Genomic DNA, 26,848 nt, shown 5'->3' with positions numbered 1-26,848 from the left:
TACTCATGGTTTAGAGGCAGTGGAGCCGGCGAAAGTGCGGGCCGCCCGGCGGCGCAGCAGCCAGCTCAGGCCAAACAGCAGCAAGCCGCCCAGCAGAAAAAACACCGATTTATCCATGAAGCCCCAGGTTAGCTTGAAGTACGCTACGGCCGTAGTCAGCACGAAGAGCACGGTGCCCAGCGTTACCCGGTCCTGGTTTTGCTCCTGGTGCGCCCGCCATAATACGCTGCCTGAGTAGGCGTACAGCACCACCAGCGTAGCCACGGCCAGCGGCAACCCGCCGGTAAAGTAGAAGCCGGGCAGTAGCAGCAGCCAGTCGGTGGCACTGCCGATACGGCCGCGCCGCTGCTTGCCCCAGAGCGAGAGGGCCAGTACCGCCGCCAGTGCCGCCAGATACGGCACCAGTGGTGCCCGCAGCTGCCCGGCGTATATGTCAGACTCCCCAAATAGCGCCAGCCCCAGCGTAAACAGAAACGCGGCTACCAGCGGCGGCCCCTGCAGGGCGCGGCCCGCCGGCCGGTCAGGCTGCCAGTCACCGAAGGCGTATACCAGCATAGCCGGAATAAAAAACCAGGTGATTTTGACGTGCAGGTGGTTGATGAGCAGTGCCGCCTGCCAGAGCAGGCCCGTAGCCAGCACGCTGCCTAGCAGGGCATCGGGCCGCCGCCACCAATAGTAGCCCAGCCCCAGCGCGGTGCCCGCCGCCGTGAGGTAGCTGAAGGCGCCCAGCTGCCCGGTGTTGTAGCCCTGCACAATGCCGCTGATAACGGCCGTCATCAGAAACAGCAGGCGGCGGCGGTACAGCCACGTCAGGCCCATGCCCGCTACGGCCCAGGCCAGCAGCCCGGTCAGGTCGTAGCCGATAAGTTGGTAAAGCTGGCTGGTAAGCACAATACTGGCCCCGAACAACATCAGACCCAGCGCAATCAGGCCCATACCCAGATTGAGGTTGCCGCGCCGCCGAAAATACTCACCGCCCGCATACGCCCCGCACAAAGCGCCAAGCAGCAGCCCCAGCCGCACCAGCTCGGGCAGGCCCTGCCAGTTGGCCGCCACCACGCTCAGCGCGCTCAGGCCCATCAGCAGGCTGCCCAGCAGCGGCAACAGTCCCACGGCGGCGGTATCGGTGGGGTACAAAGCCAGCAGTTGTTCCCTCTGTTGCTCCGTAATGATTCCCCGCTGCACCCAGTCCGATCCGTCGGTTTCCAGTAGCTTCCTGCTCATAATGAAAGCAACTTACGCAGGAAGGCAAGAAAATAGTTAGTTCTTAACCTTTAGAGCATGGTAAATGGGTTAGCAGGAAGAAGTAGATGAGCCCGTTGAAGAATAGTAATAGAGTATCATGCTTTATACATGCTTATTACATACACTGAACTATGTTTGACTTCTTACAGAAAGTACCGGTACACGTAAAAATCTATGCCAACGCAATAGAAGTCACAGATTTGCGAACAGGTAATACTATCCGTCAAGCTGCTACTCAGAAATTCTCTTCCTCACGAATGCTGGTAGCAGATTTCAATGCTGCCGTAACACTAGGCAGAAGTATTCTAGCATTATTGAAAACAGGAAGAAGGCCGCTGAAAATAGCTGTGCAGCAGATGATAGATCTGGGTGGAGGAACCACCAACACAGAGCAGCGGCATCTGCGGGACCTATGTGCGCATTTGGGTGCTACGCATTCAGTTATCCTTTTGCATACCAGAAAAATTACTACAACTGAACTGCTGAAGATTCTGGAATCACGACAAGAAGAACTTCCGGTGGATGTGACTTGCTAAACGATATTCTGAGTTGCTTCGGTCCTTACCCCAGCTTCCAGGCCCGCGTCATTTCGCGTTTACCGGGCGGGCCGGGAATCTTTTCTACCTGCCAGCCGGCCGCCAGCAGGCTGCGCTTGAATGCGCCTTTGGCGCAGTAGCTTACCAGGCAGCCACCCGGCGCGGTAGCATCGTAGAGCTGCCGAAACACCTCGTCGGTCCACATATCGGGCTGCTTTTCGGGGGCGAAGGCATCGAAGTAGATGACGTGGTAGGTGTTGCCGGCCAGCGGGGTGGCCTGCAGCTCGCCGGCCATCTTGAGCAAGACAAACTGCGGCGTGAGGGCCACCGGCCGGCCCCAGGCCGACGCGTGCAGCTGCTGCTGATAATCGAGTAGCTCGGGTTGATGCAGGTAATTCTCGGTGCCCAACTGCCCGATGACTTCCCAGGGCAGCGGGAACTTCTCAATGGTGTCGTAGAAAATGGGGCAGGGTGCGGTAAGGCTTCGCTCCAGCGTGAGCAGGGCGTTCAGGCCGGTACCGAAACCAATTTCCAGCACCCAAACGGGCTCCGTAGTAGCTGCCAGCGCGTGCTCCAATCCGGCGGCCAGATAGACGTGGCGGGCCTCCTGTAGCGCGCCGTGGGTACTGTGGTAATGCTCGTTGAGAGCAGGCACGAAAAGCGTACTGGAACCATCGGCGGTAGTACGCACTTCCACGTGGGGCATCGGAATCATAAACTGGAATAAAAAGAGCCGTCATCAACAGCCAGGTACTGGGCAGCGTATCGGGCACTGTAGCCCAATATACACGTTTATGGGCGCAAAACCCGCGCGTGATACTGCCCTGCATCCGGCCCTGTACGTATCTTGCCGCCCTATGGCCCGCATCCGCATCGAGTTACCCGCGCACTATCTGCTCACCATAGAGATGCCCGTGCGCATCACCGACCTCAACTACGGTAACCACCTCGGCAACCACGCGTTGCTGGGGCTGCTGCACGAAGCCCGCGTGCAACTCCTGCAGCACCTGGGCTATCCTGAATTCGACCCCGCTACCGGCCTGGGCCACATTATGGCTGATGTGGCTATTGAATACAAGGGCGAAGGGTTTTACGGCGACACGCTGCGGATTCAGTTGGGTGCCACCGACCTGAGCAAGTACGGGTTCGACGTGGTGTACTGGGTGCATAACCAGGAGGGCCGCGAAATTGCCCGCGCCAAAACCGGCATGCTCTGCTTCGACTACAACACCCGCAAGCTGCGCCCCTTGCCCGCGGAGTATGCCGTCCGCCTGCGCCGCGAAACGCCCCCGGCCCCATGAGGCCCGCTTTCCGGCTGGTGCTGCTCACGCCGCCCGCCGCGCACCCGCAGGAATTGAGTGTCATTGGCCGATGGCTGGAGGGCGCACCCGATACCCGGCTGCACCTGCGCCGCCCTGGCTGGAGCCGTTCCGAAACGGCGGCGTGGCTGCGGCAGCTGCCGGTTCCCTGGCTGCCTCGCATCGTGCTGCACGCTTACCCGGAGCTGGTGGCGGAGTTTGGGCTGGGGGGCTGCCACCTCACGGCCACTGCCCGCGCCGCCGGCCCGCGCCCGGTGCTGCCGCCCGGTACCATGCTCTCCACGGCTCTACACACGCTGGAAGAAGTGCGGGCTGAGGCAGCGGGCTATGATTACGTGCTGCTGAGTCCTGTTTTCGACAGTATCAGTAAAGCCGGTTACGAGGCGGCGTTTCGTCTGGAAGATGTAGCTGAACTATTGCCTCAGTTTCCGCTGGCCCGTGTGCTGGCTCTGGGTGGTATCACGGCCGAACGACTGCCAGCGGTACGGGCAGCAGGATTTGCCGGTGCCGCTGTGCTGGGAGCAGTATGGGAAGCGCCGGATCCTGCAGCGGCTGTTCATCATGTGCTAAGGGCGGCATCCCAGTCTTTCCACACCGGCTCGTAGCCTTGTTGGCGGAGCAGAGCGGCTATTTCCGCGGGGCTCCGCTCGTCGCTGATTTCGAATTGCTCCAGGGATTCGGGGGCCACGGCGTAGCCACCGGGGTTGGTTTTGGAGCCCGCGCTCAGGCTGGTAATGCCCAGCCGCAGGGCGTGGTTGCGGAAGGTGGCCGTTTCGCGGGTGGAAAGGGACAGCTCGACTTCCTCGTGCAGCAGCCGGTAGGCGCAGATGAGCTGTACCAGCTCCCGGTCAGTCATTTCTACCTTGGGCTGCAGCAGGCCTTCGGCGGGGCGCAGGCGCGGGAAGGAAAGGCTGTACCTGGTCTGCCAGTAGGTGCGTTGCAGGTAATCAAGATGCAGGGCCGTGAAGAAGCTGTCGGTACGCCAGTCTTCCAGCCCGATGAGTACGCCCAGCCCCATTTTATGGATACCGGCCCGGCCCAGGCGGTCGGGCGTGTCGAGGCGGTAATGGAAGTTGGACTTGCGGCCCTTGGGGTGATGCTTTTTGTAATCCTGCTGATGGTAGGTTTCCTGGTACACCAGCACCGAGTGCAGCCCGGCCCGCATCAGTCGCTCGTAGTCGGGCTGGTCGAGGGGCTGCACCTCCATTGAGAGCTGCGCGAAGTGCGGCCGCAGCGTGTATAGGGCTTTTTCGAGGTAGTCCACGTCCACGGTCTGGTTGGCCTCGCCCGTCACCAGCAGCACGTGCTCGTAGCCCCACTGCTTCAGCACGGCCGCTTCCTGCAGCATTTCCACCTGGCTGAGCGTACGGCGGCGCAGCTTGTTATCCATGCTGAAGCCGCAGTAGGTGCAGATGTTCTGGCACTCGTTGCTCAGGTACAGCGGCACGTACAGCTGCATGGTGCGTCCAAACCGTCGCTCCGTCAGCTGCCGGCTGAGCCGGGCCATCGGCTCCAAGTACGGCGCGGCGGCCGGTGAAATCAACGCTTTGAAGTCGTCCAGTGTGCGGCGCGGCGCGGCCAGGGCGCGCTCCACGTCGGCGGCGGTTTTGGCGTAAATACTGGCTTTGACTTCATCCCAGCGGTGGGCATCGAAAATAGGGCGGAAAGACATGAGAAAGTTGTCAGTTGCGAGTTGACAGTTGTCAGAGCAGAATCAGCACCAACTGCCAACCCACAACTGACAATTGTCAACTCAATCCAAAAATGCCGTCAGCGGTGACGAGGCTTCGGCGTGGAGGGTGGGGACGGCGAGGTGGGCTTCGTAGGCGAGGCGGCCGGCTTCCACGGCCAGGCGGAAGGCCTGGGCCATCTGCACGGGCTGTCCGGCTACAGCAATGGCGGTGTTCACCAGCACGGCATCAGCCCCTAGCTCCAGGGCCGCCGCCGCGTGCGAAGGAGCCCCGATACCGGCATCCACCACCACCGGCACCCGGCTCTGGCCGATGATGATTTCCAGAAACTCCCGGGTGAGCAACCCCTGGTTCGAGCCGATGGGCGCGCCCAGGGGCATCACGGCGGCCACGCCCACTTCCTCCAACCGCTTGCACAGCACCGGGTCGGCGTGGATGTAGGGTAGCACCACGAAGCCCAGCTTCACCAGCTCCTCGGCGGCGCGCAGGGTTTCTACCGGGTCGGGCAGCAAATAGCGCGGGTCGGGGTGAATTTCGAGCTTGAGCCAGTTGGTTTCCAGCGCCTCGCGGGCCAGCTGGGCGGCAAATACCGCCTCGCGGGCCGTGCGCACGCCCGAGGTGTTGGGCAGCAGGTGCAGGCCGGGGTGACGCAGGTGGCGCAGCAAATCGTCCTGGGAGTTGCGCACGTCCACCCGCTTCAGGGCCATCGTCACCAGCTCCGAGCCTGAGGCTACCAGGGCATCTTCCATCAGCTGCACCGAGCTGAACTTGCCCGTGCCGGTAAACAGGCGCGAGTGAAACGTGCGGTCGGCAATGCGTAAAGGCTGGGTTGTCATGCGTGGAGCGAGGAAAAAGCGGGTAACGCGTGCAAAAAATCGGTGGCGGCGGTAGCGGGGTCGGGGGCCTGGGCAATGGCGCCGGCCACGGCCACGCCGTGCAGTCCGGTGGCGCATACCTCGGCCACGTCGGCCAGCGTAATGCCCCCGATGCCGATAACCGGCACCCCGTGCCCGGCCGCCCGAAACTGTGCCAGCAGCTGCTGGTAGCCCGCCAGCCCCAGCACGGGGCTCAGGTTGGCCTTAGTGGTAGTGAAGCGGAACGGCCCCAGCCCGATGTAGCTGACGCCGGCCGCCGCCAGCCCCGCCATATCGGCCAGTGTATTGGCCGTGCCCCCGATGAGGAAATCGGGCCCCAGAATGAGGCGGGCGTGGTCGGCGGGCATATCCTGCTGGCCCAGATGCACCCCATCTGCCCCGATTTCCTGGGCCAGCTGCGGGTTGTCGTTGAGAATGAACGTGGCTCCGAAGCGGCGGCACACTTGCTGGGTTTCCAGCGCCAGCTGCCGCCAAACGGCGTACGGCTGGTTTTTTACCCGCAGCTGTACCCAACGGACGCCGCCGGCGCAGGCCTGCGCGGCCTGGCTTGGGGAGCTGGCAATAAACTGAAGTGGATGGATGGTCATGGAGGGTATCAGGGAAGGGAATGGTAGCCCAGGCGGGTATCGTTGCTGGCCAGCACCCGGGCGGTGTAGGCTTTGCCGGCCCGGCAGGCTTCGGGCAGCGCCAGGCCCCGCGCCAGCCCCGCCGTAATGGCCGCCGACAGCACGCAGCCGCTGCCGTGCTTCTCGCCCCGGGGCAGGCGCGGGGCCGAAAACGTAGCCACCGCCCGTCCCTGCTGGTACAGCACGTCCACGGCTTCGGGACCCTCGGCGTGGCCGCCTTTCAGCAGCACCGGGCAAAAGGCGCTGACGGCCGTGGCGGCTTCCTCGGCCGTGGCGGCGGCGGGCCAGAGGCGCAGCATCTCGGGGCGGTTAGGCGTGAGCAGGGCCAGGCCGGTGCATGCCTCCGCTACCAGCGCGGGCGGCGGCCCGGCGTGGAACTCGAAGCCGGCGCTGGCCCGCAGCACCGGGTCCCACACCACGCCCAGCGTCGGTTGCAGCTGCCGCAGCCAGCGCAGCAGCGCCGGCAGCTTCACCAAGCTCTCCGTCAGCCCGATTTTGACCCACTGTACCAGAAACCGCGTCAGCAGTACCCGCAGCTGGTCGCGCAGGTCAGCCTCGGTGGTCCAGACGACACGCTCAAAGGCCACGTCGTTCTGCACCGTAAGGGCCGTGCAGGCCCCTAGCCCGTACACGCCCAGCTGCTCGAAGGTCTTGCAGTCGGCCAGCAAACCTGCCCCGCCGCTGGGGTCAAATCCGGCCAGGGTGAGAACGTAAGGACGGAGTGTTTGGGACATGGGGTGGGAGTTCAGAACGTCATGCTGAGCGAAGCGGAGCGGAGTCGAAGCATCTCTACCGCTTCGGTGCATTGCTAATGAAATACCCCGGTAGAGATGCTTCGGCAAGCGGACGCCAGATGAAGCATGACGTTCTTTTTCTGCTTCTATTACAGATAGATTTCACTGCCCTTGGCCACGAACTCCCGGGCTTTTTCGGCCAGGCCGTGGGCCAGGGCTTCGTCGGGCTGTACTTGTTGGGTGGCGGCGAAGTCGCGTACTTCCTGGGTGATTTTCATGGAGCAGAAATGGGGGCCGCACATAGAGCAGAAGTGGGCCACCTTGGCGCCCTCGGCGGGCAACGTCTCATCGTGGTAGGCGCGGGCGGTGTCGGGGTCGAGGCTCAGGTTGAACTGGTCCTGCCAGCGGAACTCGAAGCGGGCCTTGCTTAGGGCGTTGTCGCGGTACTGCGCGCCCGGGTGGCCCTTGGCTAGGTCGGCGGCGTGGGCGGCAATTTTGTAGGCAATGACGCCGTCCTTCACGTCCTGCTTGTTGGGCAGGCCTAGGTGCTCCTTAGGCGTCACGTAGCAGAGCATGGCCGTGCCAAACCAGCCAATCATGGCCGCCCCGATGGCCGAGGTGATGTGGTCGTAGCCGGGCGCAATGTCGGTGGTGAGCGGGCCCAGGGTGTAGAAGGGGGCCTCGTGACACTCCTTCAACTGCTTGTCCATGTTCTGCTTGATCAAGTGCATTGGCACGTGGCCGGGGCCTTCTATCATCACCTGCACGTCGTGCTGCCAGGCTAGTTTGGTCAGCTCGCCCAGGGTTTCCAACTCGGCAAACTGGGCCGCGTCGTTGGCGTCGGCAATGGAGCCGGGCCGCAGCCCGTCGCCCAGCGAGAAGGCCACGTCGTAGGCTCTCATAATCGCGCAGATTTCGGCAAAATGGGTGTAGAGGAAGTTTTCCTGATGATGCGCCAGACACCACTTGGCCATAATCGAGCCGCCCCGCGACACAATGCCCGTCACGCGCTTCGCCGTGAGCGGAATGTAGCTGAGGCGCACGCCGGCGTGGATGGTGAAGTAGTCCACGCCCTGCTCGGCCTGCTCGATGAGCGTGTCGCGGAACAGCTCCCAGGTCAGGTCCTCGGCCTTGCCGTTCACCTTCTCCAGGGCCTGGTAAATGGGCACCGTGCCCACCGGCACCGGGCAGTTGCGGATAATCCACTCCCGCGTTTCGTGGATGTTCTTGCCCGTGCTCAGGTCCATCAGCGTGTCGCCGCCCCAGCGGCAGCTCCACACGGCCTTGTCCACCTCCTCCTCAATGCTCGACGTGACGGCCGAGTTGCCGATGTTGGTGTTGATTTTCACCAGGAAGTTGCGCCCGATAATCATGGGCTCGGCCTCGGGGTGGTTGATGTTGGAGGGAATCACGGCCCGGCCGGCGGCCACTTCAGCCCGCACAAACTCCGGCGTGATGTGCTCCTGTGGCGTGTTGGCCCCGAAGCTGTGGCCCGCATGCTGCACCCGCAGCGCATCCTGAGCGGCCATCTGGTCGATGCGCTGGTTTTCGCGGATGGCAATGTACTCCATCTCCGGTGTGATGATACCCTGGCGGGCGTAGTGCAGCTGGGTCACGTTCTGCCCTTCCTTGGCCCGATACGGCCGCCGGATGTGCTCGAAGCGCAGGTGGTCCAGCGCGGCATCGGCGGCCCGCTGCTGCCCGTAGTCCGACGAAATGCCCGGCAGCTCCTCCACGTCGGCGCGCTCCAGCACCCAGGCCTCGCGCAGCCGTGGCAGGCCTTTTTTCAGGTCGATTTCAACGGTGGGGTCGGTGTAAGGGCCGCTGGTGTCGTACACCGTCACGGCCGGGTTGGGCTCGGTGGGGTTCACGAAGTCGAGGTGCCGCTTGCTGTCAGCCAAGCCGATTTCGCGCATAGCCACCCGGATGTTGGGGTACAGCTGGCCGGGTACGTACACTTTGCGGGAGCCCGTGAGGGGCTGGCGCTCCACCAGCGTCTGGTGCGGGGCGTGGTCTTTGGTTTTCATAGGGGTCGAAACAGGTTGGACCCCGGCCTGCTCCCAGGAGAGGCCGGGAGAGGAATTAGCCGCCTTGCGTAGCGCGGATGATGAGGATGCGGTCCTGGCGTTGTAGGGTGTGGGTGGGCCAGTCGGGGCGGGGTACCACGGTGTCGTTCACGGCCACGGCAATACCGCGCTGCCCGTCGAGGTGCAGGGGACTGAGGGCGGCGGCCAGGGTAGGGGCGGGCCCGGGGGCCTCGTGGGGGGTGTCGTTGACGAATACGGTCATGCAGGCCAGCTGAGAAAAGTGGCGAAACAGAAAAACCGTAAACAGCAGGGGTGCCGCGCCACGCCGGCCGGCCCCCGCAATGGGGCACGGCGCAGCTTCGGCTACGCGACACAAGGCACTTTTCCCTTCGCCAGCATTACCTGGATCAGGTTCCAAGGGTATTTCTCAGTCCCGCCCGTGGCAGAACACCCCTAAAGTTTACGCCGCCAAGGTAGAAAGGAATTCGGAAAAAGAAAGGAAGTAGAACTTAGATGTGAGAACTGAGAGCTTAGAAGTTAGAGCGTAGAGGGGATAAGTAAAAAGCAGTTAGTAGAGTAGTTAGTAGAGCATGCTATGCGCAGGCTACGCATAAGTTTGGCACTTACCTACACACACACTCCGCTGCTGTTATCTATGCTCTAACTTCTAAGCTCTCAGTTCTCATATCTCAGTTCTCACTCACTGGCACTTTTTTCATCTTCAGCGGGTTAAAGCACGTTCCCGGCCGGAAGCGTAGGGCTTCGACGGCGGGTGTCGTATCTTTGTGCCATGATGATTGACTTGCCCGTAGTTTCCAAGCGCGATATCCGCAAACTCAGCCCCGATGAGCTCAAGGCCTTTATGGTGGAGCACGGCGAAAAGCCGTTCCGCGCCAAGCAGGTGCTGGAGTGGCTGTGGAAGAACACGGCCAGCACGTTCGAGGAGATGAACAACATCAGCCTCGCTACTCGCGAGTTGCTGGCCCGGCATTTCGTCATCAACGGCGTGACGGTGCAGAACCACCAGCTCAGCAACGACGGCACCATCAAATCGGCCTTCCGGCTCTATGATGGCAACATCGTAGAAGGTGTGCTCATCCCGCACGACACGCGCATGACGGCCTGCATCAGCTCGCAGGTGGGCTGCTCGCTTACGTGTAAATTCTGCGCTACCGGCTACATGGAGCGCAAGCGCAACCTCGATGCGGCCGAAATCTACGACCAGGTGGTGCGCATCCGGGAGCAGTGCGAAAGCCAGTACGGCACGCCGCTCACCAACATCGTGTACATGGGCATGGGCGAGCCGCTGCTCAACTACGCCAACGTGGTGAAAAGCATTGAGCGCATCACCGCCCCTGACGGCCTGAACATGGCCCCGCGCCGCATTACCGTGAGCACCGCCGGCATCGCCAAGATGATCAAGAAGCTGGCCGACGACGGTGTGAAAGCCAACCTGGCCCTGAGCCTGCACGCGCCCAACGACACGAAGCGCAACGAAATCATGCCCATCAACGAGGCCAATTCGCTGGCTTCGCTCAAAGACGCGCTCCAGCACTACCACCAGGTCACGGGCCGCAAGGTAACCTACGAGTACATCGTGTTCGAGAGCTTCAACGACACGCTGCAGGACGCCGAGGAGCTGTTCCAGATTTCGAAGTGGATTCCCTGCAAAGTGAACCTGATCGAGTACAACCCCATCGAAAACGCCGACTACCTCAACACGGCCGACGACAAGCTCACCGCCTTCCACAAGTACCTGGCCGACCGGGGCGTGCAAACCAACATCCGCCGCTCCCGGGGCAAGGATATTGACGCCGCCTGCGGGCAGCTGGCCGTGAAGCAGAAGCCTGAAGAAGCCGCCGCGTAAGTACGCTGGCATAAAAGCAGAAAAGCCCCCGCAACTGACATTGCGGGGGCTTTTCTGTGGTCAGGCAAACGGACAGGTTACTTGCCTTTCAGGTATTCATCTATGCTGAACTGGAGCAGGTACACGGGGCATTCGTCCAGCATCAGCAGCACGATTTTCTGCCCTGCCTGCTCCATGGTTTTGTTATTCTGCAACTCCTTGAAGCCGTAGAGGTTGGCTACCGCTTCCATGTTGGCCAGGATGCTGCCCTGCATGGCGGTAGAAAATGCCTCCTTGCGTTCAGCGGCCGGACGAGCGGCCAAGGGACTTTTAGTGTTTTCCGCGTCGAGGCGGCGGCAAATGTCACGCGTTATGGTTTGTAGCACAGGCTTCTCGGCCTCGGTTACCGCCAGCTTACTGCCCAGCCCATCGCGCACAGCACCCACCATCAGTTGCTGGCCGGCCGGGCACTGGCTGACCAGGGCCGTAACTACCTCTACGCCCAGCTGCTCGCCGGCTTTGCGCGCGTTTCCGGCTTTGTTGGCAGTCAGCAACGTGTTCATTTCCTCGGCGTGCGCCAGCAGGGACGTCTGCATCAGCGACACCAGTAGGGACTTCGCGTCGGCGGCAGAAATGTTGGTGAATGGCTTGCGCTGCTGTTCCGCCTGCAGCCGCTCGCAAAGGTCATTGGTTACCAATTGCACAAATTTCTGCTGCCCGCGTATAGAGTCGGCGGCGGCGGTGAGGGTGGTGGCCTGGCCTGTGGTACACAAGGCCAGACAGGCAAATAGCAGGAGGATAACGTGTTTCATATTGCTGCAAAACTACCGCAAAATCCTCAGCCCCGGCACCCTCTGAAAAGGAAAATCCAGTGACCAGCTATCCAAAAAAATGCCCGGCTTACCTGCAGTGGTAAGCCGGGCGTTAGTCGTACAAAGCAGCATCTTATGCCTTCCAGCGGCCTTCGGCGCGGGGACGGCCCGTGGTAATTTCCTCCTTGCTTTCGCCTTCGGGCACTTCGCGGGTTTCTATGCGCACGGCGTGGGCTTTGGGCTGTACTTTCTGGCCGAAGGCGTCGGCGAATTCCTGGGTAAACTCGGCCCCAAAAAAGATGATGAGAGCTGAGTAGTTGACCCATACCAACAAGATGATAGCCGAGCCTGCCGCCCCAAATGTGGAGCCGGGGTTAGCCTGAGCAATGTAGAAAGCAATCAGGTACTTACCCAACATGAACAACAGGGCCGTGATGAAGGCGCCCACGCCCACGTCGCGCCAGCGGATAATGGCATCGGGCAGGAAACGGTAGATCAGGGCAAATAGGAGGGAGGTAATGAAGAGCGAGAGGCTGAAATCAATGAGCTTGAGCAGAACCACCGTAATTTCCGGCATCAGGCGCTGCAGGTAATCAGTGAAGAAGGAGAGAGTGGCGCTAATGACAAAGGAAATAAGTAGCAGCAAGGCCACACTCAGAATCAGACCGAACGAGAGCAGCCGGTCACGCACAAACTGCCAGATGCCGTTGCGGGGCTTCACCTTCAGGTTCCAGATGTCGTTGATGCTTTCTTGGAGCGTCACAAAAAAAGTGGTAGCGGCAAATATGAGGGTGCCAACGCCGATAACGGCCGCGAAGCCGCTCCGCTCCTGCTTGTTGAACTCGTTGATGCTGTCCTGCATGAACTTGGCCGCGTCGGGTCCTACCAAACCCTTCATCTGGGCGTACACCTGACCGGTAATGGCTTCGGTGCCGAAGATAGTGCTGGCCGTAGTGATGACGATAATCAGTAGTGGCGGCAGCGAGAAAATGGTGTAGTACGATAGGGCTGCCGCGTGGCGCAGCGAGTTGTTGACCATAAACTCACTGGCCGTCAGCTTGAGGATGTTCAGGACGTCAGAAAACTTGTAATGCGTAGCCATAGGCGCGAGGTTCGGGACAGAAGGTTGCTGCTAATACGGGCCAGTTAGCGGTGGCGTTCGGGGAAACGAGCCAATTCCCGTTGCTTTGCGTAGAGAAGCCCGGCCGTTGGTTGTTGGTAACACCCGGCCCGATTCCCGTTTTTCTTAGCCCTGGTTTTATGCGTTTTCTTCTTGTGGCCGCGCTGGCGGCTTTGCCCCTGGCCGGTTTTGCTCAAGCCTCCACTACCAAATCCGCCAAACCCGCCAAAGGAAGCTACCCGGCCGCTCAGGGCTTTGATGCGGCCGGCTCCGACGCCAAGGCCACGCAACTGGCCGACAAGGTGATGCTGGCCATGGGCGGCTATTCGGCCTGGCAGCAAACCCGCCTGCTGGGCTGGGATTTTCTGGATGGCTCCTACCAACTCTGGGACAAGCAGACCGGTGACTTTCGCTGGCAGAAAGACAGCACAGTGGCCGTGTACAACCTGCAAAGCAAGCAGGGCAAAGCCTTCCGCAACGGCCGCGACATTTCGGCCACGCCTGATGGTGAGAAGTTGCTCAGCCGCATGTATCCCATTTGGGTGAACAACTCCTGGTGGCTCCTGATGCCCTTCAAGCTGAAGGACTCGGGTGTGACACTGACCTATAAGGACACGGGTAAGTTCATGGACGGGCAGCCGGCCGAGGTGCTCAACATGACCTTCAAAAACGTAGGCGTAACGCCCGACAACAAGTACGAGGTGCTCATTAACCCCAAAACCAACCTGTTGGAAGAGTGGGCCTACTTTCCCAAAGCCACCGATGCCCAGCCTGCCTTCCGCCGCCGCTGGATCGGCTACCAGCAATACAACGGCATTATGCTGGCCACTGACCGCACCGATGGCAAAGACGGCCGCAAGCTGGGCCACATATCCGCCTTCAGCAACGTGCCCGCCGGCGTCATGCAGAATCCTAAACCAATCGAAAAACTGTAAGAACGTCATGCAGAGACGGAGCCGAAGCATCTCGCGTGCTGATGTTGCAGTGGTATCCTGACGTCAGCATACAAAATGCTTTAGCTCCGCCTCTACATGACGTTTGTTAGCCTTTCGCCAACTCCCAGCGCAGCGTTTCGATGGGGGCTTCCCGAAGGGCGGCAGCCAATTCGGCATCACTTGCAAACTGCAGCTGGTGCAGTATCGAGGCCTCTACGCTCACCGTGAAGTGTGGCTCTCGAAAAGGCCAGGGCTGTACCTGCACAGGGCCGGTTTCCTCGGGCCGAACTACTTTGTGGCGGTGGCCGTGAGGGCCGTGGTAGATTTCCAGGGCCCGGCCCATTTCGGGTAGCTCCTGGCGACACAGAATTAGGCTGAGCCGGTCGCACCAATGTAGGAGCGTGTATGACTGGTCAGCTTCGGCTTTCCTGATTTTCAGCTCCCGCCGCCACGTTTTCTGACTGGCCAGCTGCTCATCCAGAAACACATCAATTTCCGCTTTCTGGCCCCGCAGACTCTCGTAAAGCGTGCTCATGTGCATACTGGTGAGCAGACTGCGCCAGCGGCCCTGGAAACGGGCCGCGCCCATCAGCCGGGTGGCCTGCTCCAAGGAAAACTCCTTCATGGTGAAGTTGGCTGGTGCGCCGGCGGGCGTGAGGCCATAGTGGCCGGTCCAGTCGGCCTGCTCGTCGTCGTGCTGGGCGGCGGCGGCCAGCAGGCCCACCCACTGGTCGGTGGGCAGAAATGCAGGCCACTGGTAAAGCAATTGTGCCGCCAGCAGGGCATGAGCCTGCTGGTAGATAATCTGCCAGCCAACGGGCGTGTGGTTCACAATCATGATGCTGAAAACAGAGCGGAGGTAACCTTCAAAGTAGCCAACGAGGAGCAGCCGCCCGGAGTTGAGTAAGCAGTCATACAGACGTGATGATCCAGCTCCGGTTTTACGGATACTACCGGGCTACGGCCGGAAACTCTACTACCCGGAAGCGGCCGGTTTTCTGTACCACCCGCCCGTTGTACTGCCGTAGGCGCGGGTCGGTTACCAGCATGGAGTCATCGGTGTAGAGGAAGCGGGCCCCGCGCTGGAGGCAGCGGCTGAGGTAAGGCTGGCCAATAGAATCGGGGGCGAACAGCTCGTTGCGGTCAGAGAAGCCGAAGCCTTTTTTGTGCAGAAAATAGAAGTAGATGCAGCCGGATTCATCAGGGCCTACTATGCACAGGGCCGAGTCGGGGGCGGCGGTTCGGAGCTGGTGGCGGGAGGCTTCGTAGTAAAACTCCGGGGCAATGTCGCGGGGGCCGCGCATCCAGCGCGGCGGGGCAATGCGCACGAAAGCCAGCACGGGCTGGGCCAGCAGCAGCAGGGCCAGCAGCAGCCCCGCCCAGCGCCCGGGTTGCCGGTACAGCCAGCCCGCACCCAGCACCGCCAGCAGCAGCAGGATTGGTACGTGGGGCAGCATGTAATACTGGTGGTAATCCATCTGGCGCAGCTCCAGCAAGTGGTACACCACCAAGGCCAGCACCCACACCAGTATCGGCAGAAACCAGAAGTTACGCCATTTTCGCTCCCGCACCAGGGCCATCAGCCCCAGCAGCAGCAGCCCGAACGAAGCAAAGTTGAGCAGCAGCTCCGGCGTGTCCGACACCACGTTGTCCTTGAGAATATCCAGCGCCGTGGCCAAAGAAGTAGCCGAGCGTACTTCCAATCCGAAATCAGTCAGGCCCGATTCCTTGATCAGGTGCAAGGCATACGCGTACCAGGCTATCGGTACGCCTACTGCTACTACGGCAAACACGGCCAGCCACCCCAGCCGCTTCAGCACCAGTTTCCTCTGCACCAGGTCACGCACAACAAGTACCGCAATGGGCACCCCCACCACTAAGTACTGCAGCTTGGTGAGGCCGCCTAGCGTGGTAGCCAGTAAACTGATGGTGAAGTAGACCGGCCGGGGCTCCCGGTACCATTTCAGGAAATACCACAGGCCCCAGAGCGAAGCACTGAGCGCCAGCACATCGGGCAGAGCATTGAGCGAATGATAGAACAGCTCCGGGGACCAGGTAAGGCCCCAGGCGCCCACGGCGGCCAGCCACCGGGAACCCGTCAGCAGCTTCACCAATCCGTGGAAAGCGACTACCCCCGCCATAAAAATCAGCCAGTTCACCATTCTGGGAATGGCCTCATGGAGCCCGAATACTTTGTAGTTAAGGGCCACCACCCACTCGTAGGAAGGAAACTGCATCCCCGTCACACCGTCTGAGTCGTTGCGCCGGTCTACGCGGGGGCGCAGGATGTTCATGTCTTCCTCGGCGAAGTTGCGGGCCACGGCCATGGTGTTGCTCTGCCGCCACAGATGCACGCTGTTGGGCGGCTGCTGAAAAAACGGCAGGTGCAGCACCAGATTCAATCCGATGAGCAACGGCCAGAACCAGCGGGGCTGCGCAAGGAGAAGCAGGGTAGTGTGCAGGCGGGTAGCGGGCATAGCAGACAGCGGCGGATAACTAAGGGAGTAATGAGGTGCAGAAAAGCCCCGCCGGACGAGGCAGGGCTTTTCGTCGGCTTGACAAAAAAATCAGGAAGTAGCTGAAGTATCGGCTGCGGCCATGTGGCGTAGTAGTTGATCGGCCCAGTAAGCGGCAAGCTCAATTTTAACGTCCCCTACCCGAAATATGCCGTTAGTGTACTCTGTTGCGCTGAAACGTGAAATCCGAAAGGGTGTCGGTGGTTGTATAATGTCAATGTCAGCATAAGGGATGCGGACTAATGAACCCGACATATCCATATTTTGAAGTACCCAATGCTGGGCTTCTAATCTGAACTTAAGCCCATTGTCATAGTTGCCAGCCCCTATAAGACCCGACATCCATTCGGTGGGGCGAACAATCTGTACAATTCCGTACTTCCGGTGTAGTTGCTTCCAACCCGGCTGAAAAGGATTGAACAAGCGAAACATACCCCGGCGTGCAAGCGTCCGAATGAAAAATCGAAAAAAGAAGAAGACTAAGCTAAGTTTTATTGCAAACCCGCCGATAGACAATAAGGTGCTTACTAGGCTCAGTAACATAGATACTACTTCAGCACCACCAGTTCCTTCAGGTGCAGCAGCATGTCGTCAGTCATTTTATCCAGCGTGAACTGGGGCTGCCAGTTCCAGTCCTGGCGGGCCTGGCTGTCGTCGATGCTGGCGGGCCAGGAATCGGCAATCTGCTGGCGGGCATCGGGCTTGTAGTTCACCTGAAAATCGGGATAGTGGCGCTGGATGCTGGCCGTAATTTCCTTCGGGCTGAAGCTCATAGCACCCAGATTGTAGCTGCTGCGCACCTTGATGTTGTCGGCGGGGGCGTGCATCAGATCGAGGGTAGCCTTCAGCGCGTCGGGCATATACATCATGGGCAGGTAGGTGTCCTCGCTGAGGAAGCACTCAAAATTCTCGCCGGCCACGGCCTTGTGGTAGATGTCCACAGCGTAGTCGGTGGTGCCGCCGCCGGGCAGGCTCTTGTAGCCGATAAGGCCGGGGTAGCGCAGGCTGCGCACATCCAGGCCGTGCTTGCGGAAGTACCACTCGCACCACTGCTCCCCGGCCAGCTTGCTGATGCCGTACACCGTGTTGGGGTTCATGACGGTGAGCTGGGGCGTGTTGTGGCGAGGGGTGTCGGGGCCGAACACGGCAATGCTGCTGGGCCAGTACACCTGCTGCACGCCCAGGTCCACGGCCGCGTCCAGCACATGAAACAGGCCGTCCATGTTCAGCTGCCAGCCGAACTTGGGGTTCTTCTCGGCGGTGGCCGACAGCAGCGCCGCCAGGTGGTATACGTGCTTGGGCTTGTACTGGCGCATCACGTCTTCCAAGCGGTTTTTATCCAGCACATCCAGCAGCTCGAAGGGGCCGGCCTGCTGCGTTTCGGCATCCTGGGGCGCGCGCACGTCGGCGGCTACTACGTTGGAGGCACCGTAGATCTGGCGCAACTCGTGCGTGAGTTCCAGCCCTAGCTGGCCGCCGGCGCCGATAACGAGGATAGTGTCGCCGGGGGTGGCGGCGGAAGTGCTGGATGTAGCCATTCAGAGGGTGGTGAAGAGGAAATGGGTGGTGAAGGAGTGCAAAGATACGGGCCCGGCGCGCTTTCGGTGGTATGCCTATAATGATGCCGGGCTGCAACTTCCCCGGTATCTTTGGGCTCTTACGGCCATCCACTTATCAGCCCTTGCTATGCGCTACCGGTTTCTGCTTTTGTTCCTGCTTGGCAGCCTGCCGGGGCTGGCCCAACCGACGGCCCAACTGGTGGCCCCGCCGGTGTACCGCAACTTGGTAATGGAAGGGGGCGGCATCCGGGGCGTGGCCTATGGCGGAGCGTTGCTGGAGCTGGAAAAACAGGGCGTGCTGGCGGGGCTGCAGCGGGTGGGTGGCACCTCAGCCGGGGCCATTCAGGCGGCGCTGCTGGCCGTGGGCTATTCGCCCCAGGAAATTGTGGAGGTGGTGAATAATACCCCCATTCAGCGTTTCAACGACGGCCGGTTTCTATTTTTTGGGGGTAGCCACCGGCTTACCAAGCAGTTCGGCTGGTACCGCGGCGACGCCCTCACCGCGCATATCATGCAGCTGGTGGCCCGCAAAACCGGCAACCCCAACCTTACCTTGCAGGAGCTGCACCAGCTGGCCCGGCAGCAGCCCGGCCGCTACCTCGACCTCTACACCACCGGCACCAACCTCACCCAGCAGCGCGTGCAGGTATTCAGCCACGAAACCAACCCCACCCTGCGCGTGGCCGATGCCGTGCGCATCAGCATGAGTATTCCGCTCTACTTCCGGGCCGTGCTGCTCGATGCGCAGGGCAACGTCATTCAGGGCAAGCCGCAGAAGGGTCAGCCGGTGCAGGTGCTGGTGGATGGGGGCCTGCTGGCCAACTACCCGGTGGAGCTGTTCGATTACCCGCGCTACCTGCCCACGCAGCTTTCTGCCTCTACTGCTCCCAACGCCGAGGGCCGCGTGTTTAACCCCGAAACCCTGGGTATGCGCCTGGATAGGGCCGAGCAGATTGCCTGCGACACGCTGCCCACCGGCCGCCAGCAGCTGGCCCCGTACGATATCAACGGCTTCAGCAGCTACATCGGGGCCCTCTACAACCTCACCGAGGAAACCCTCAACCCCACCCGCGCCCAGGACTGGAGCCGCACCATCAGCATCAACACCGAAGGCTTTGCCCCCAAAATCAAGCGCATGCCCGACGCCGACAAACAGCGCCTGATGGCTAGCGGCCAGCGCGGCGTGCAGGCGTTTTTCGGGCGGTGACCCCCCACCTGTCATCCTGAGCGGAGCGAAGGACCTTATCACGTTTGGGTTACTATCACACGATGAGTTCTAACGGGATAAGGTCCTTCGCTCCGCTCAGGATGACAGGTAGTATCTTTGCCTAGCCTCCCACTCACCAAGTCACTAACTCCCCATTTCACCGCATGTACACCACCCTCCAGCCCGATCTTCAGCAGCAGCTTCAGGAAATCAAAGACGCCGGCCTCTACAAAAAGGAGCGGGTGATAACCTCGCCCCAAGGCGCCGAAATTGAAACCGCCGAGGCGGGTGAGGTGCTGAACTTCTGCGCCAACAACTACCTGGGCCTCTCCTCGCACCCCGAGGTAATCAAGGCCGCCAAAGAGGCCATCGACTCGCACGGCTACGGCCTGTCGTCGGTGCGCTTTATCTGCGGCACCCAGGATATCCACAAGCAGCTCGAAGCCAAGCTGGCCGAGTTCCTGGGTACCGAGGATACCATCCTGTATGCGGCGGCTTTTGACGCCAACGGCGGCGTGTTCGAGCCCTTGTTCAACGAGCAGGACGCCATCATCTCCGACTCCCTCAACCACGCCTCCATCATCGACGGCGTGCGCCTGTGCAAGGCCCAGCGCTACCGCTACGCTCACAACGACATGGAGGACCTGGAAAAGCAGCTTCAGGACGCCCAGCAGAAGGGCAGCCGCCACCGTATCATCGTCACCGACGGCTCGTTCAGCATGGACGGCACCATCGCCCGCCTGGATGCCATCTGCGACTTGGCCGACAAGTACCAGGCCCTGGTGATGGTGGATGAGTGCCACAGCACCGGCTTTTTGGGCAAAACCGGCCGCGGTACCCACGAAATGCGGGGCGTCATGGGCCGGGTGGATATCATCACGGGCACGTTGGGCAAGGCATTGGGCGGGGCCATGGGCGGCTTCACCACCGGCCGCAAGGAAATCATTGATATGCTGCGTCAGCGCAGCCGGCCGTATCTGTTCAGCAACACCCTCGCGCCCGCCATCGTGGGGGCCAGCCTGCGGGTACTGGAGCTGCTCACCGAAAGCACCCAGCTCCGCGACCAGCTCGAGGAAAACACGAAGTACTTCCGCGAGAAGATGACGGCCGCCGGCTTCGACATCAAGCCTGGGGAGCACCCCATCGTGCCCGTCATGCTCTACGATGCCCGTCTGGCCCAGGAATTTGCGGCCCTGATGCTGGAAAAAGGGATTTACGTGGTGGGGTTCTATTTCCCTGTAGTGCCCAAGGGGCAGGCCCGCATCCGGGTGCAGCTCTCCGCCGCCCACACCCGCGCCCAGCTCGACAAAGCCATTGCCGCCTTCATTGAGGTAGGCAAAGAGCTGGAAGTACTGAAGTAACTGGCAGGGCGTAACAAACGGGCCCTGCTTGAAACTGCATAAAAAAGAAAAGGTCCGCTCATGAGCGGACCTTTTCTTTTTCATGCAGGTAGCCCTCCGGATTCGGGTGCGGTGCAACTGCCGGGCCGGAGGGTACTGCCTGCTCAGGTTTGTTTTAGCTTATGCAGGTTGAATTTAAGGTCGCCGTACGCTGTGTCGGAAAGCAACTGAATGCGTTCCGCCAATTGGGTATTGTGGGGCTGCTGAAGAACCAGCCATTTTACCTGCGCAAGCAAGTTGACTTTGAATAAGTCATACTCGCGGGTAATGGCCGTGTCCGTTAGGAACTCGTGTGTGTTTTCGAGAAAGGCATGGATTCCTTGTTCGGCGTACGAGGCTTTGGCATACATCCAGTTGTAAATGACGGTTCTGTTGTACGTTTCGGCTTCCATATCCAACAGTAACTGCCAGAAGAAAAACGCGTGATAAAATGCGTCTCCGTAACGGCTGTGGCTCATGTGCAGCATATTCTGCAGCGCGAGTTGACCAAACAGCTGGTTCAGGCAATTTTCCTGCAAGACGGGTACACTGTCAATGGGCACCCCGTTCCAGTCTTCGGTCAGCAAATCAGTGGTCTGGCCAGAATGCACGAAAATCAGGGCGTTTTTCAGTAACCGATAGCCTGCTTCGTACTCCTGACTCCTGAATAGCACCGTAACAATGTTGAACAAGTGGCCGATGCGCCAGTACAGAAAGGCCGGACATCCCTGGCGTTCGATTTCTGCGCTCAGCCCGAATCCCTCGCGAAGCACCTCAATGGCTTGGTCACCATCCTGGGCTTTGTAATAATAGTTGCTCCACGCCCCGTTGCGGGTTAGTGTTGCTAAAGCCCTGGCTGCGGCCGGAAGTTGCGCAAGTTGCGCATCGCAGTGCTGTAAGTGGGCGTGTGCCAACGGCAGCTTGTTGGCCCGGCATAGCTCCACCCCTGTAAAGTAGTTGCGGCTCACCTGACGAATTTGTTCCAGGCCTTCTGGTCCGGCATGGGTTTGCATTTGATTGTTAATCAACGCAGCATACAGTGCCTCCGGCTTCACAAAGGAGTCCCTAACTGCCATTACGAGCTCTGTTGCTTGTAACTGATCGACAAAATCTGCTAAACAGGTATCGAGGATAGTGCTCATGCTGTACGAGTTGTGAAACCAGAAATAACTATGCTGCCCGCCACCTTACCAGCAGCGTCACAAAACGAAACACCGGATTTATTTGCTTGCCGCCGCATTAATTCGACCAATTACCCTATGGCATTTCGACTAAGTTGCGTCGGCTGTAGATGTATGAAAAGCCTGCAAGTCATTTCTTGCGGCATGTGGTCCAACTCCCAAAGACACCTAGGATGGCTTGGTTCGCATGGGCTGTCATTGCGAGCGGCGCGACAGAATCCTTCCTTGATATCCCGCACGAAACGCTGAGAAGAAGAAAGCCCTTATGCCACCATAGCATAAGGGCTTTCTTCTTCTCAGCGTTGAGAGCTTCGTGAAGGATTGCTTCGCGCGTCGTATGACATCTTCTGCTACGCCGCTACCTCCGGCGCCGTAGCACCTGCGACAGGGCCGGGTTTGGGGGCGGCGTCGAACAGGAACTCGTTGAGGCGGGCGCGCAGGTCGGCAGGGGCCAGGTTGCGGAAGACCTCACCGCCGCGCACCAGCGAAATCTGGCCGGTTTCCTCGCTCACCACCAGTACCACGGCGCCCGTCACTTTCCGTCAGAGCCAATGGCGGCGCGGTGCCGCAAACCCAGGGCCGCTGGCACGTCGGGGTTTTCACTCACGGGCAGAATGCAGCGCGCCGCCTTGATGCGGCCGTTGGTGATGATAACCGCGCCGTCGTGCAGGGGGCTGGTTTTGTTGAAGATACTCAGTAGGAGCCGCTTGCTCACGGCGGCGTCAATCAGGTCGCCGGAGTCGGCGAAGAACTTGAGGTCGGAGGCCATGCTGAAGGCGATGAGCGCGCCGGTCTGCTTGCCGGCCAGACTTTTGGCGGCTTCAATGAACGGCGTGAGGTTCATGCGCTCCTGCTCCTGCTCGCGCCGCCACGGAAACATGCGCATGCGACTGCCGAAGGAAGTGGCCTTGCCTACGTTCAGCAAAAACCGCCGGATTTCCTGCTGAAACAGAATGATGCCCGCCAACACGCCCACGCTCATAAACTGGCCCAGAATGCTGGTGAGCAGCTCCATGCCGGCCGCCTTCACCACCAGGTAAAACAGGTACAGCGACATGAAACCCAGAAACACCTTCAGCGCCACGCTGCCCGTCAGCAGCTTGTAAAGCTGGTAAAACAGGGCCGTGACCAGTAGCACGTCCACGACGTCTATCCAGCCAATGCGCAGGAAGCCGATGGAGAAGGAGCCAATCACGGGGAAAGCGGGGAATATGTGTTCGATACGAGTTGAATGGTTTGCACGGCCTCGGCCACATCATGTACGCGCAGCAACTTGGCCCCGTTGAGTACGGCCAGCGTGTTCACGCTCACGGTGCCCGCCAGAGCTGCCTCGGGCGTGAGGCCCAGGGTCTTGTACACCATGCTTTTGCGTGAGAGGCCCGCCAGCACCGGCAGGCCCAGCACGTGCAGCTCCCGCAGCCGCCGCAGCAGCTCGTGGCCCTGGGCCGGGGTTTTGGCAAAACCGAAGCCGGGGTCCAGCACCACGTCGGTCACGCCGTGGCGGCGCAGCTCCGTGAGCTTGTCCAGGAAGTAGCGCACCAGCTCCAGCACCAGGTCGCCCTCGTAGTGGGTGAACTGGGTCATGGTCTGGGGCGTGCCGCGCATGTGCATCAGAATGTAGGGCACGCCCAGGCGGCCGGCGGTGGGCAGCATCTCGGCATCAAGCTGACCGCCGCTGATGTCGTTGAGGATGTCGGCCCCGGCGGCTACGGCCTCGGTGGCTACCTCCGCCCGGAAGGTGTCTACGGAAAGAAAGGCCTCCGGAAAAGCGCGGCGCACGGCGGCTACAGCCGGCAGCAGGCGTTGTTTTTCTTCATCGGGGCTGATGTCGATAGCCCCGGGGCGGGAGGAGTAACCGCCCAAATCGAGCACAGCGGCCCCCGCGCGCAGCATCTGTTCGGCGCGGCGCAGCAGGTCGTCTTCGGCGGCCACGCGGCTGCCCTGGTAGAACGAATCGGGAGTCAGATTCAGGATGCCCATCACCTGCGGGCGGCGCAGATCCAGCACCCGGCCGCCGGGGCAGCGCAGCGTCAGCCTCGGGGAAAAGCATGTATCTTGCGGGGCCTGGAACATGGGTTTCGGGAAAGAATAAGGCCGTCATGCAGAGCGCAGCGAAGCATCTCGCGGGCTGACGTTGCCATAAAGTAAGCTGATTTCTCACGAGCGAGATGCTTCGCTGCGCTCTGCATGACCGGCGGGTCCCAGACCCTCCAAAATAGCCCCAAAAACTTGGAGAATCAAACCCAGCTTGAATACGACCGGGTAATAGCACGGTGCCGGACACTGTTTCTGGCCAAAACCCACGACTACGGCACGGCCTGGCGCATCCTGCGTCTGCCCTCCGTAACGGACCAGTTGTACATCAAGGCCCAGCGCATCCGCAGCATTCAGGAGAAGGGCACCCAACTGGTGGCCGATGGGGTGGAGGAGGAGTTCGTGGCCATCATCAACTACTGCATTATTGCCCTGATGCAGCTGCAGCTGCCCGCCGACGCGCCCCAGGACCTGGAGCCCGCCGCCGTGGCTGCCGCCTACGACGCACAGGTGGAAGTCAACCGCCAGCTGCTGTTTGCCAAAAATCACGACTACGGCGAGGCCTGGCGGCAAATGCGTATCGAGAGCATCACCGATATTATTCTGATGAAGCTGCACCGCACCAAACAGATTGAGGACCTGCACGGCCTCACCCGCGTGTCGGAAGGCGTGGACGCCAACTACCGCGACATGCTCAACTATGCCGTGTTCGTGCTGATAAAAATGGGCTTTGGGCAGAGTAACTGAGTAAGCAGCTTACCGCCCTACTTTTGCGTAGTAGCCTCAGCACATTACCTTCAACTCTGTCTTCTCAACGTAGCCTAAGCGTGCCTGAATGAGTACTCAGGTATGCCGCTACTCCGTTACGCTCCCCCGTTCATGAAACAATTTACCCGAATCTGCTGGCTATTGCTGGGCGTGGTATTCATCTTCTCCGGCCTTGTGAAGCTGAACGACCCCATCGGGACGGCACTCAAGCTGGAGGAGTATTTTGAAGTATTCTCGAAGGATTTTGGGTCGTTTTTCAGCGTATTCATTCCCCATGCCCGCGTTTTGAGCATCTTCCTCAGCTCCCTGGAAGTGGTGTTGGGCGTGGCGGTGCTGCTGCGTTGGATGCTGCGCCAGACGCTGTGGGTGCTGCTGGGGCTGCTGGTGTTCTTCGGGTTCCTCACGTTCTACTCGGCGGCCTTCAACAAAGTCACCGACTGTGGCTGCTTCGGCGACTTCATCAAGCTCACGCCCTGGACTTCATTTTTCAAGGACATGGTGCTGCTGGGCTTGTGGGCCGTGGTGTTCAGCAACCAGCGCTACCTGCGCCGGGTGTTTGCCAAAGGCACGCTGGGCGTCATGTACATTACCATTGCTTCGGCGGTGGCTATTGGCATCGGGGTGCGGGCCCTGGGCCACCTGCCGTACTTTGATTTCCTGCCCTACAAAGTAGGCAACAACATTCCGCAGCTAATGAAGCCGCAGGAGCAGGCCCGCTACCAGTACGTGATGGAACGCAACGGCGAGTCGAAGACCTTTGCTGAGTACCCCACCGACTCCACCTGGAAGTATAAAAGTATGGAAGTGTTGAACCCGGAGAAATCCAAGCCGCTCATCACCGACTTCTCCATCTTCGATGCCGACGGAAAAGACCACACGGCAGAGGTACTGAAGGGCAACAAGCTGTTGCTCATCGTGCAGGGCGCAGCCGAAGCCGACCGGGACCGGTTCAAGGATATTGGGGAGTTGATGGCGGCCACGGCTAAGTCGCGCAAGCAGATTCAGCCCCTCATTGTCACCAGCAGCAGCCCCCAGGAGTTCGATGCCTTCCGCCACGATGTGAACCTGGCCGGCACCTACTACTTCGCCGATGCCACCGTGCTTAAATCCATGATTCGCTCCAACCCGGGCTTCATTCTGCTGCAGAACGGCGTGGTAAAAGGCAAATTCCACTATCACGACATTCCCGACGCCAGCAAGCTGGAAGAACTGCTGTAATTGAGTTGCCAGTTGTGAGTTGCCGGTTGCTAGTTGATTCTATTACTCAGCAATGGCAAGCAACTCACAACTGGCAACTGTATAACTAAAGAAGATGCTTGGTTTTATCCTGACCCGCTTATGGCAGGGGGCGCTGGTGCTGGTGGGGGTGGCACTCACTGTGTTCTTCCTGTTTCAGGTGCTGCCCGGCGACCCGGTGGCCCTGCTGGCTGGCCAACGCTCCGACGCCTCCACCCGCGCCGCCATTGCCGCCGACCTGGGCCTCGACCAGCCGTTACCGGCCCAGCTACTCGGCTACCTGAATGATGTGTCGCCACTCGGTATTCACCCGCGCGATTCGGCGGGAGTGGCTAAGTACGGTGGGGTGCAGGTGCTGCTGCTAGGTTCCGAAACCGGGCTGGTGCTGAAAACGCCGTATCTGCGCCGCTCTTTTCAGAGTAACAAGGAAGTGCTCAGCATCCTGCTCGACCACTTTACAGGGACGCTCTGGCTGGCCGTAGCCGCCATGCTGCTGGCGGCGGTGTTGGGCATCACGCTGGGTGTGGTAGCGGCCCTGCAGCCCCATTCCTGGCTCGACAGGGCGCTGGTATCTACCTCGGTGCTGGGTATTTCGGTGCCGTCGTTTGTGGCTGCCATCCTTATTGCCATGACGTTCGGGTTCTACTGGAGCCGCTGGACGGGCCTCAACCTCACCGGTCAACTCTTTGAAACCGACCCCTTCACGGGCCGCCACTTGGTGTTGAAAAACCTACTGCTGCCGGCCTTTGCGCTGGGTATCCGGCCGCTGGCGGTTATTGTGCAGCTCACCCGTTCCTCCATGCTCGATGTGATGAGTCAGGACTACATCCGGACGGCGCGGGCTAAGGGCCTTTCGGGTTACCGCACCGTGGTAGGGCACGCCCTCAAAAACGCTCTGAATCCGGTTATTACGGCCGTTTCGGGGTGGCTGGCTTCGCTCATGGCAGGGGCGTTCTTCATCGAGTACATTTTCAACTGGAAGGGCCTGGGCACTGTTACGCTCCGCGCCGTGGAAAACCTTGATTTTCCGGTGGTGATGGGGGCCACCATCTTCATTGCCGCGCTGTTCGTCGTCGTGAACATTGTGGTGGATATTTTCTACGCCGTACTGGACCCTCGGGTGAAGCTGGGGTAGCTGCGGGAAGAGGAGTCTTCATGTGAGAAATGTGGTGGGAATGTTGAACTGTGCGTGGTGATGCGGA

At 60.4% G+C, this 26,848-nt stretch carries 25 protein-coding genes, 1 pseudogene and 1 riboswitch; of the genes and pseudogenes, 10 read left to right on the top strand and 16 right to left on the bottom strand.

The window, feature by feature from the left end:
- Positions 1-3: 3 nt before the first annotated feature.
- Positions 4-1,224: a DUF2157 domain-containing protein gene (locus tag HSW_RS20615; protein WP_044003619.1), complete on the bottom strand. Its 1,221-nt coding sequence runs from the start codon at positions 1,222-1,224 to the stop codon at positions 4-6.
- A 152-nt stretch (positions 1,225-1,376) separates the two neighbouring features.
- On the opposite strand from HSW_RS20615, the gene HSW_RS24435 reads away from it, so the two are divergent.
- Positions 1,377-1,781: a hypothetical protein gene (locus tag HSW_RS24435; protein WP_155833086.1), complete on the top strand. Its 405-nt coding sequence runs from the start codon at positions 1,377-1,379 to the stop codon at positions 1,779-1,781.
- A gap of 25 nt (positions 1,782-1,806) precedes the next feature.
- Here HSW_RS24435 and mnmD read toward each other — a convergent pair whose 3' ends face one another.
- Positions 1,807-2,496 carry a tRNA (5-methylaminomethyl-2-thiouridine)(34)-methyltransferase MnmD gene (gene mnmD, locus HSW_RS20610; RefSeq protein ID WP_044003618.1) on the bottom strand — a complete coding sequence of 230 codons (690 nt, stop codon included), beginning with the start codon at positions 2,494-2,496 and terminating at the stop codon, positions 1,807-1,809.
- A gap of 142 nt (positions 2,497-2,638) precedes the next feature.
- Here mnmD and HSW_RS20605 point away from each other — a divergent pair, with 142 nt between their 5' ends.
- Both HSW_RS20605 and HSW_RS20600 read left to right on the top strand, forming a co-directional pair.
- Positions 2,639-3,082, top strand: a complete 444-nt coding sequence (locus HSW_RS20605) for a thioesterase family protein (protein WP_044003616.1) — start codon at positions 2,639-2,641, stop codon at positions 3,080-3,082.
- A complete protein-coding gene (locus HSW_RS20600; RefSeq protein WP_052346695.1) occupies positions 3,079-3,705 on the top strand; it encodes a thiamine phosphate synthase in 627 nt (208 codons plus the stop codon). The genes HSW_RS20605 and HSW_RS20600 overlap by 4 nt, the downstream gene beginning before the upstream one ends.
- Here HSW_RS20600 and thiH read toward each other — a convergent pair.
- The 6 genes from thiH to thiS form a co-directional block, all read right to left on the bottom strand.
- Positions 3,660-4,772 carry a 2-iminoacetate synthase ThiH gene (gene thiH / locus HSW_RS20595; protein ID WP_044003614.1) on the bottom strand — a complete coding sequence of 371 codons (1,113 nt, stop codon included), beginning with the start codon at positions 4,770-4,772 and terminating at the stop codon, positions 3,660-3,662. The genes HSW_RS20600 and thiH overlap by 46 nt on opposite strands.
- An 81-nt stretch (positions 4,773-4,853) precedes the next feature.
- Positions 4,854-5,627, bottom strand: a complete 774-nt coding sequence (locus HSW_RS20590; RefSeq protein ID WP_044003611.1) for a thiazole synthase — start codon at positions 5,625-5,627, stop codon at positions 4,854-4,856.
- Complete coding sequence (locus HSW_RS20585) at positions 5,624-6,253, bottom strand: thiamine phosphate synthase (RefSeq protein ID WP_052346694.1); 630 nt, start codon at positions 6,251-6,253, stop codon at positions 5,624-5,626. Before HSW_RS20585 ends, HSW_RS20590 begins: the two co-directional genes overlap by 4 nt.
- Before the next feature lie 8 nt (positions 6,254-6,261).
- Positions 6,262-7,026, bottom strand: coding sequence for a hydroxymethylpyrimidine/phosphomethylpyrimidine kinase (locus tag HSW_RS20580; protein WP_044003609.1), 765 nt, complete (start codon positions 7,024-7,026; stop codon positions 6,262-6,264).
- A 149-nt stretch (positions 7,027-7,175) separates the two neighbouring features.
- A complete protein-coding gene (thiC, locus tag HSW_RS20575; protein ID WP_044003607.1) occupies positions 7,176-9,053 on the bottom strand; it encodes a phosphomethylpyrimidine synthase ThiC in 1,878 nt (625 codons plus the stop codon).
- A 55-nt stretch (positions 9,054-9,108) separates the two neighbouring features.
- Positions 9,109-9,315, bottom strand: a complete 207-nt coding sequence (gene thiS / locus HSW_RS20570) for a sulfur carrier protein ThiS (RefSeq protein ID WP_044003605.1) — start codon at positions 9,313-9,315, stop codon at positions 9,109-9,111.
- A gap of 105 nt (positions 9,316-9,420) precedes the next feature.
- A riboswitch (TPP riboswitch) is annotated at positions 9,421-9,518 on the bottom strand.
- 328 nt (positions 9,519-9,846) lie between these two features.
- On the opposite strand from thiS, the gene rlmN reads away from it, so the two are divergent.
- Entirely contained in the window at positions 9,847-10,920 is a 1,074-nt protein-coding gene (rlmN, locus tag HSW_RS20565; protein ID WP_044005310.1) for a 23S rRNA (adenine(2503)-C(2))-methyltransferase RlmN, read from the top strand.
- A 77-nt stretch (positions 10,921-10,997) separates the two neighbouring features.
- Here rlmN and HSW_RS20560 read toward each other — a convergent pair whose 3' ends face one another.
- Both HSW_RS20560 and HSW_RS20555 read right to left on the bottom strand, forming a co-directional pair.
- Complete coding sequence (locus HSW_RS20560) at positions 10,998-11,711, bottom strand: hypothetical protein (RefSeq protein ID WP_044003602.1); 714 nt, start codon at positions 11,709-11,711, stop codon at positions 10,998-11,000.
- 133 nt (positions 11,712-11,844) lie between these two features.
- Positions 11,845-12,813 (bottom strand): YihY/virulence factor BrkB family protein, encoded by a 969-nt coding sequence (locus HSW_RS20555; protein ID WP_044003600.1) that lies wholly within the window; start codon positions 12,811-12,813, stop codon positions 11,845-11,847.
- Between the two features lie 158 nt (positions 12,814-12,971).
- Between HSW_RS20555 and HSW_RS20550 the strand changes: the two genes are divergently transcribed.
- Positions 12,972-13,766, top strand: a complete 795-nt coding sequence (locus HSW_RS20550) for a DUF6503 family protein (protein WP_044003598.1) — start codon at positions 12,972-12,974, stop codon at positions 13,764-13,766.
- A 106-nt stretch (positions 13,767-13,872) separates the two neighbouring features.
- Here HSW_RS20550 and HSW_RS20545 read toward each other — a convergent pair whose 3' ends face one another.
- The 3 genes from HSW_RS20545 to HSW_RS20530 all read right to left on the bottom strand — a co-directional run bounded on the left by HSW_RS20545 (position 13,873) and on the right by HSW_RS20530 (position 17,820).
- Complete coding sequence (locus HSW_RS20545; protein ID WP_044003596.1) at positions 13,873-14,604, bottom strand: DUF3891 family protein; 732 nt, start codon at positions 14,602-14,604, stop codon at positions 13,873-13,875.
- Positions 14,605-14,716: 112 nt separating this feature from the next.
- Complete coding sequence (locus tag HSW_RS20540; RefSeq protein WP_044003594.1) at positions 14,717-16,243, bottom strand: ArnT family glycosyltransferase; 1,527 nt, start codon at positions 16,241-16,243, stop codon at positions 14,717-14,719.
- Between the two features lie 587 nt (positions 16,244-16,830).
- Positions 16,831-17,820: an NAD-dependent epimerase/dehydratase family protein gene (locus HSW_RS20530; RefSeq protein WP_052346693.1), complete on the bottom strand. Its 990-nt coding sequence runs from the start codon at positions 17,818-17,820 to the stop codon at positions 16,831-16,833.
- Positions 17,821-17,968: 148 nt separating this feature from the next.
- On the opposite strand from HSW_RS20530, the gene HSW_RS20525 reads away from it, so the two are divergent.
- The gene (locus HSW_RS20525; protein ID WP_044003590.1) at positions 17,969-19,048 is read left to right on the top strand and encodes a patatin-like phospholipase family protein; all 1,080 of its coding nucleotides are present in this window, start codon (positions 17,969-17,971) and stop codon (positions 19,046-19,048) included.
- Between the two features lie 164 nt (positions 19,049-19,212).
- A complete protein-coding gene (kbl, locus tag HSW_RS20520) occupies positions 19,213-20,409 on the top strand; it encodes a glycine C-acetyltransferase (protein ID WP_044003588.1) in 1,197 nt (398 codons plus the stop codon).
- A gap of 143 nt (positions 20,410-20,552) precedes the next feature.
- On the opposite strand, the gene HSW_RS20515 is transcribed toward kbl, so the two are convergent.
- The 3 genes and pseudogenes from HSW_RS20515 to folP all read right to left on the bottom strand — a co-directional run bounded on the left by HSW_RS20515 (position 20,553) and on the right by folP (position 23,681).
- Positions 20,553-21,569, bottom strand: coding sequence for a hypothetical protein (locus HSW_RS20515; RefSeq protein ID WP_044003586.1), 1,017 nt, complete (start codon positions 21,567-21,569; stop codon positions 20,553-20,555).
- A gap of 389 nt (positions 21,570-21,958) precedes the next feature.
- Positions 21,959-22,803 (bottom strand): annotated as a pseudogene (locus tag HSW_RS20510) (diadenylate cyclase).
- Positions 22,800-23,681, bottom strand: coding sequence for a dihydropteroate synthase (gene folP / locus HSW_RS20505; RefSeq protein ID WP_044003585.1), 882 nt, complete (start codon positions 23,679-23,681; stop codon positions 22,800-22,802). The pseudogene HSW_RS20510 and the gene folP overlap by 4 nt, the downstream one beginning before the upstream one ends.
- A gap of 156 nt (positions 23,682-23,837) precedes the next feature.
- Here folP and HSW_RS20500 point away from each other — a divergent pair, with 156 nt between their 5' ends.
- From HSW_RS20500 to HSW_RS20490, 3 genes are all read left to right on the top strand, one after another.
- Entirely contained in the window at positions 23,838-24,389 is a 552-nt protein-coding gene (locus HSW_RS20500) for a DUF1599 domain-containing protein (RefSeq protein ID WP_044005306.1), read from the top strand.
- Positions 24,390-24,521: 132 nt separating this feature from the next.
- On the top strand, positions 24,522-25,628 hold the full coding sequence (locus tag HSW_RS20495) for a BT_3928 family protein (RefSeq protein WP_044003583.1): 1,107 nt from the start codon (positions 24,522-24,524) through the stop codon (positions 25,626-25,628).
- A 94-nt stretch (positions 25,629-25,722) separates the two neighbouring features.
- The gene (locus HSW_RS20490; protein WP_044003581.1) at positions 25,723-26,781 is read left to right on the top strand and encodes an ABC transporter permease; all 1,059 of its coding nucleotides are present in this window, start codon (positions 25,723-25,725) and stop codon (positions 26,779-26,781) included.
- Positions 26,782-26,848: the final 67 nt, after the last annotated feature.

Origin of the sequence: Hymenobacter swuensis DY53 (assembly GCF_000576555.1) — a bacterium.
Classification (GTDB): Bacteria; Bacteroidota; Bacteroidia; order Cytophagales; family Hymenobacteraceae; genus Hymenobacter; species Hymenobacter swuensis.
This window is presented reverse-complemented; position numbering and strand designations above follow the sequence as displayed.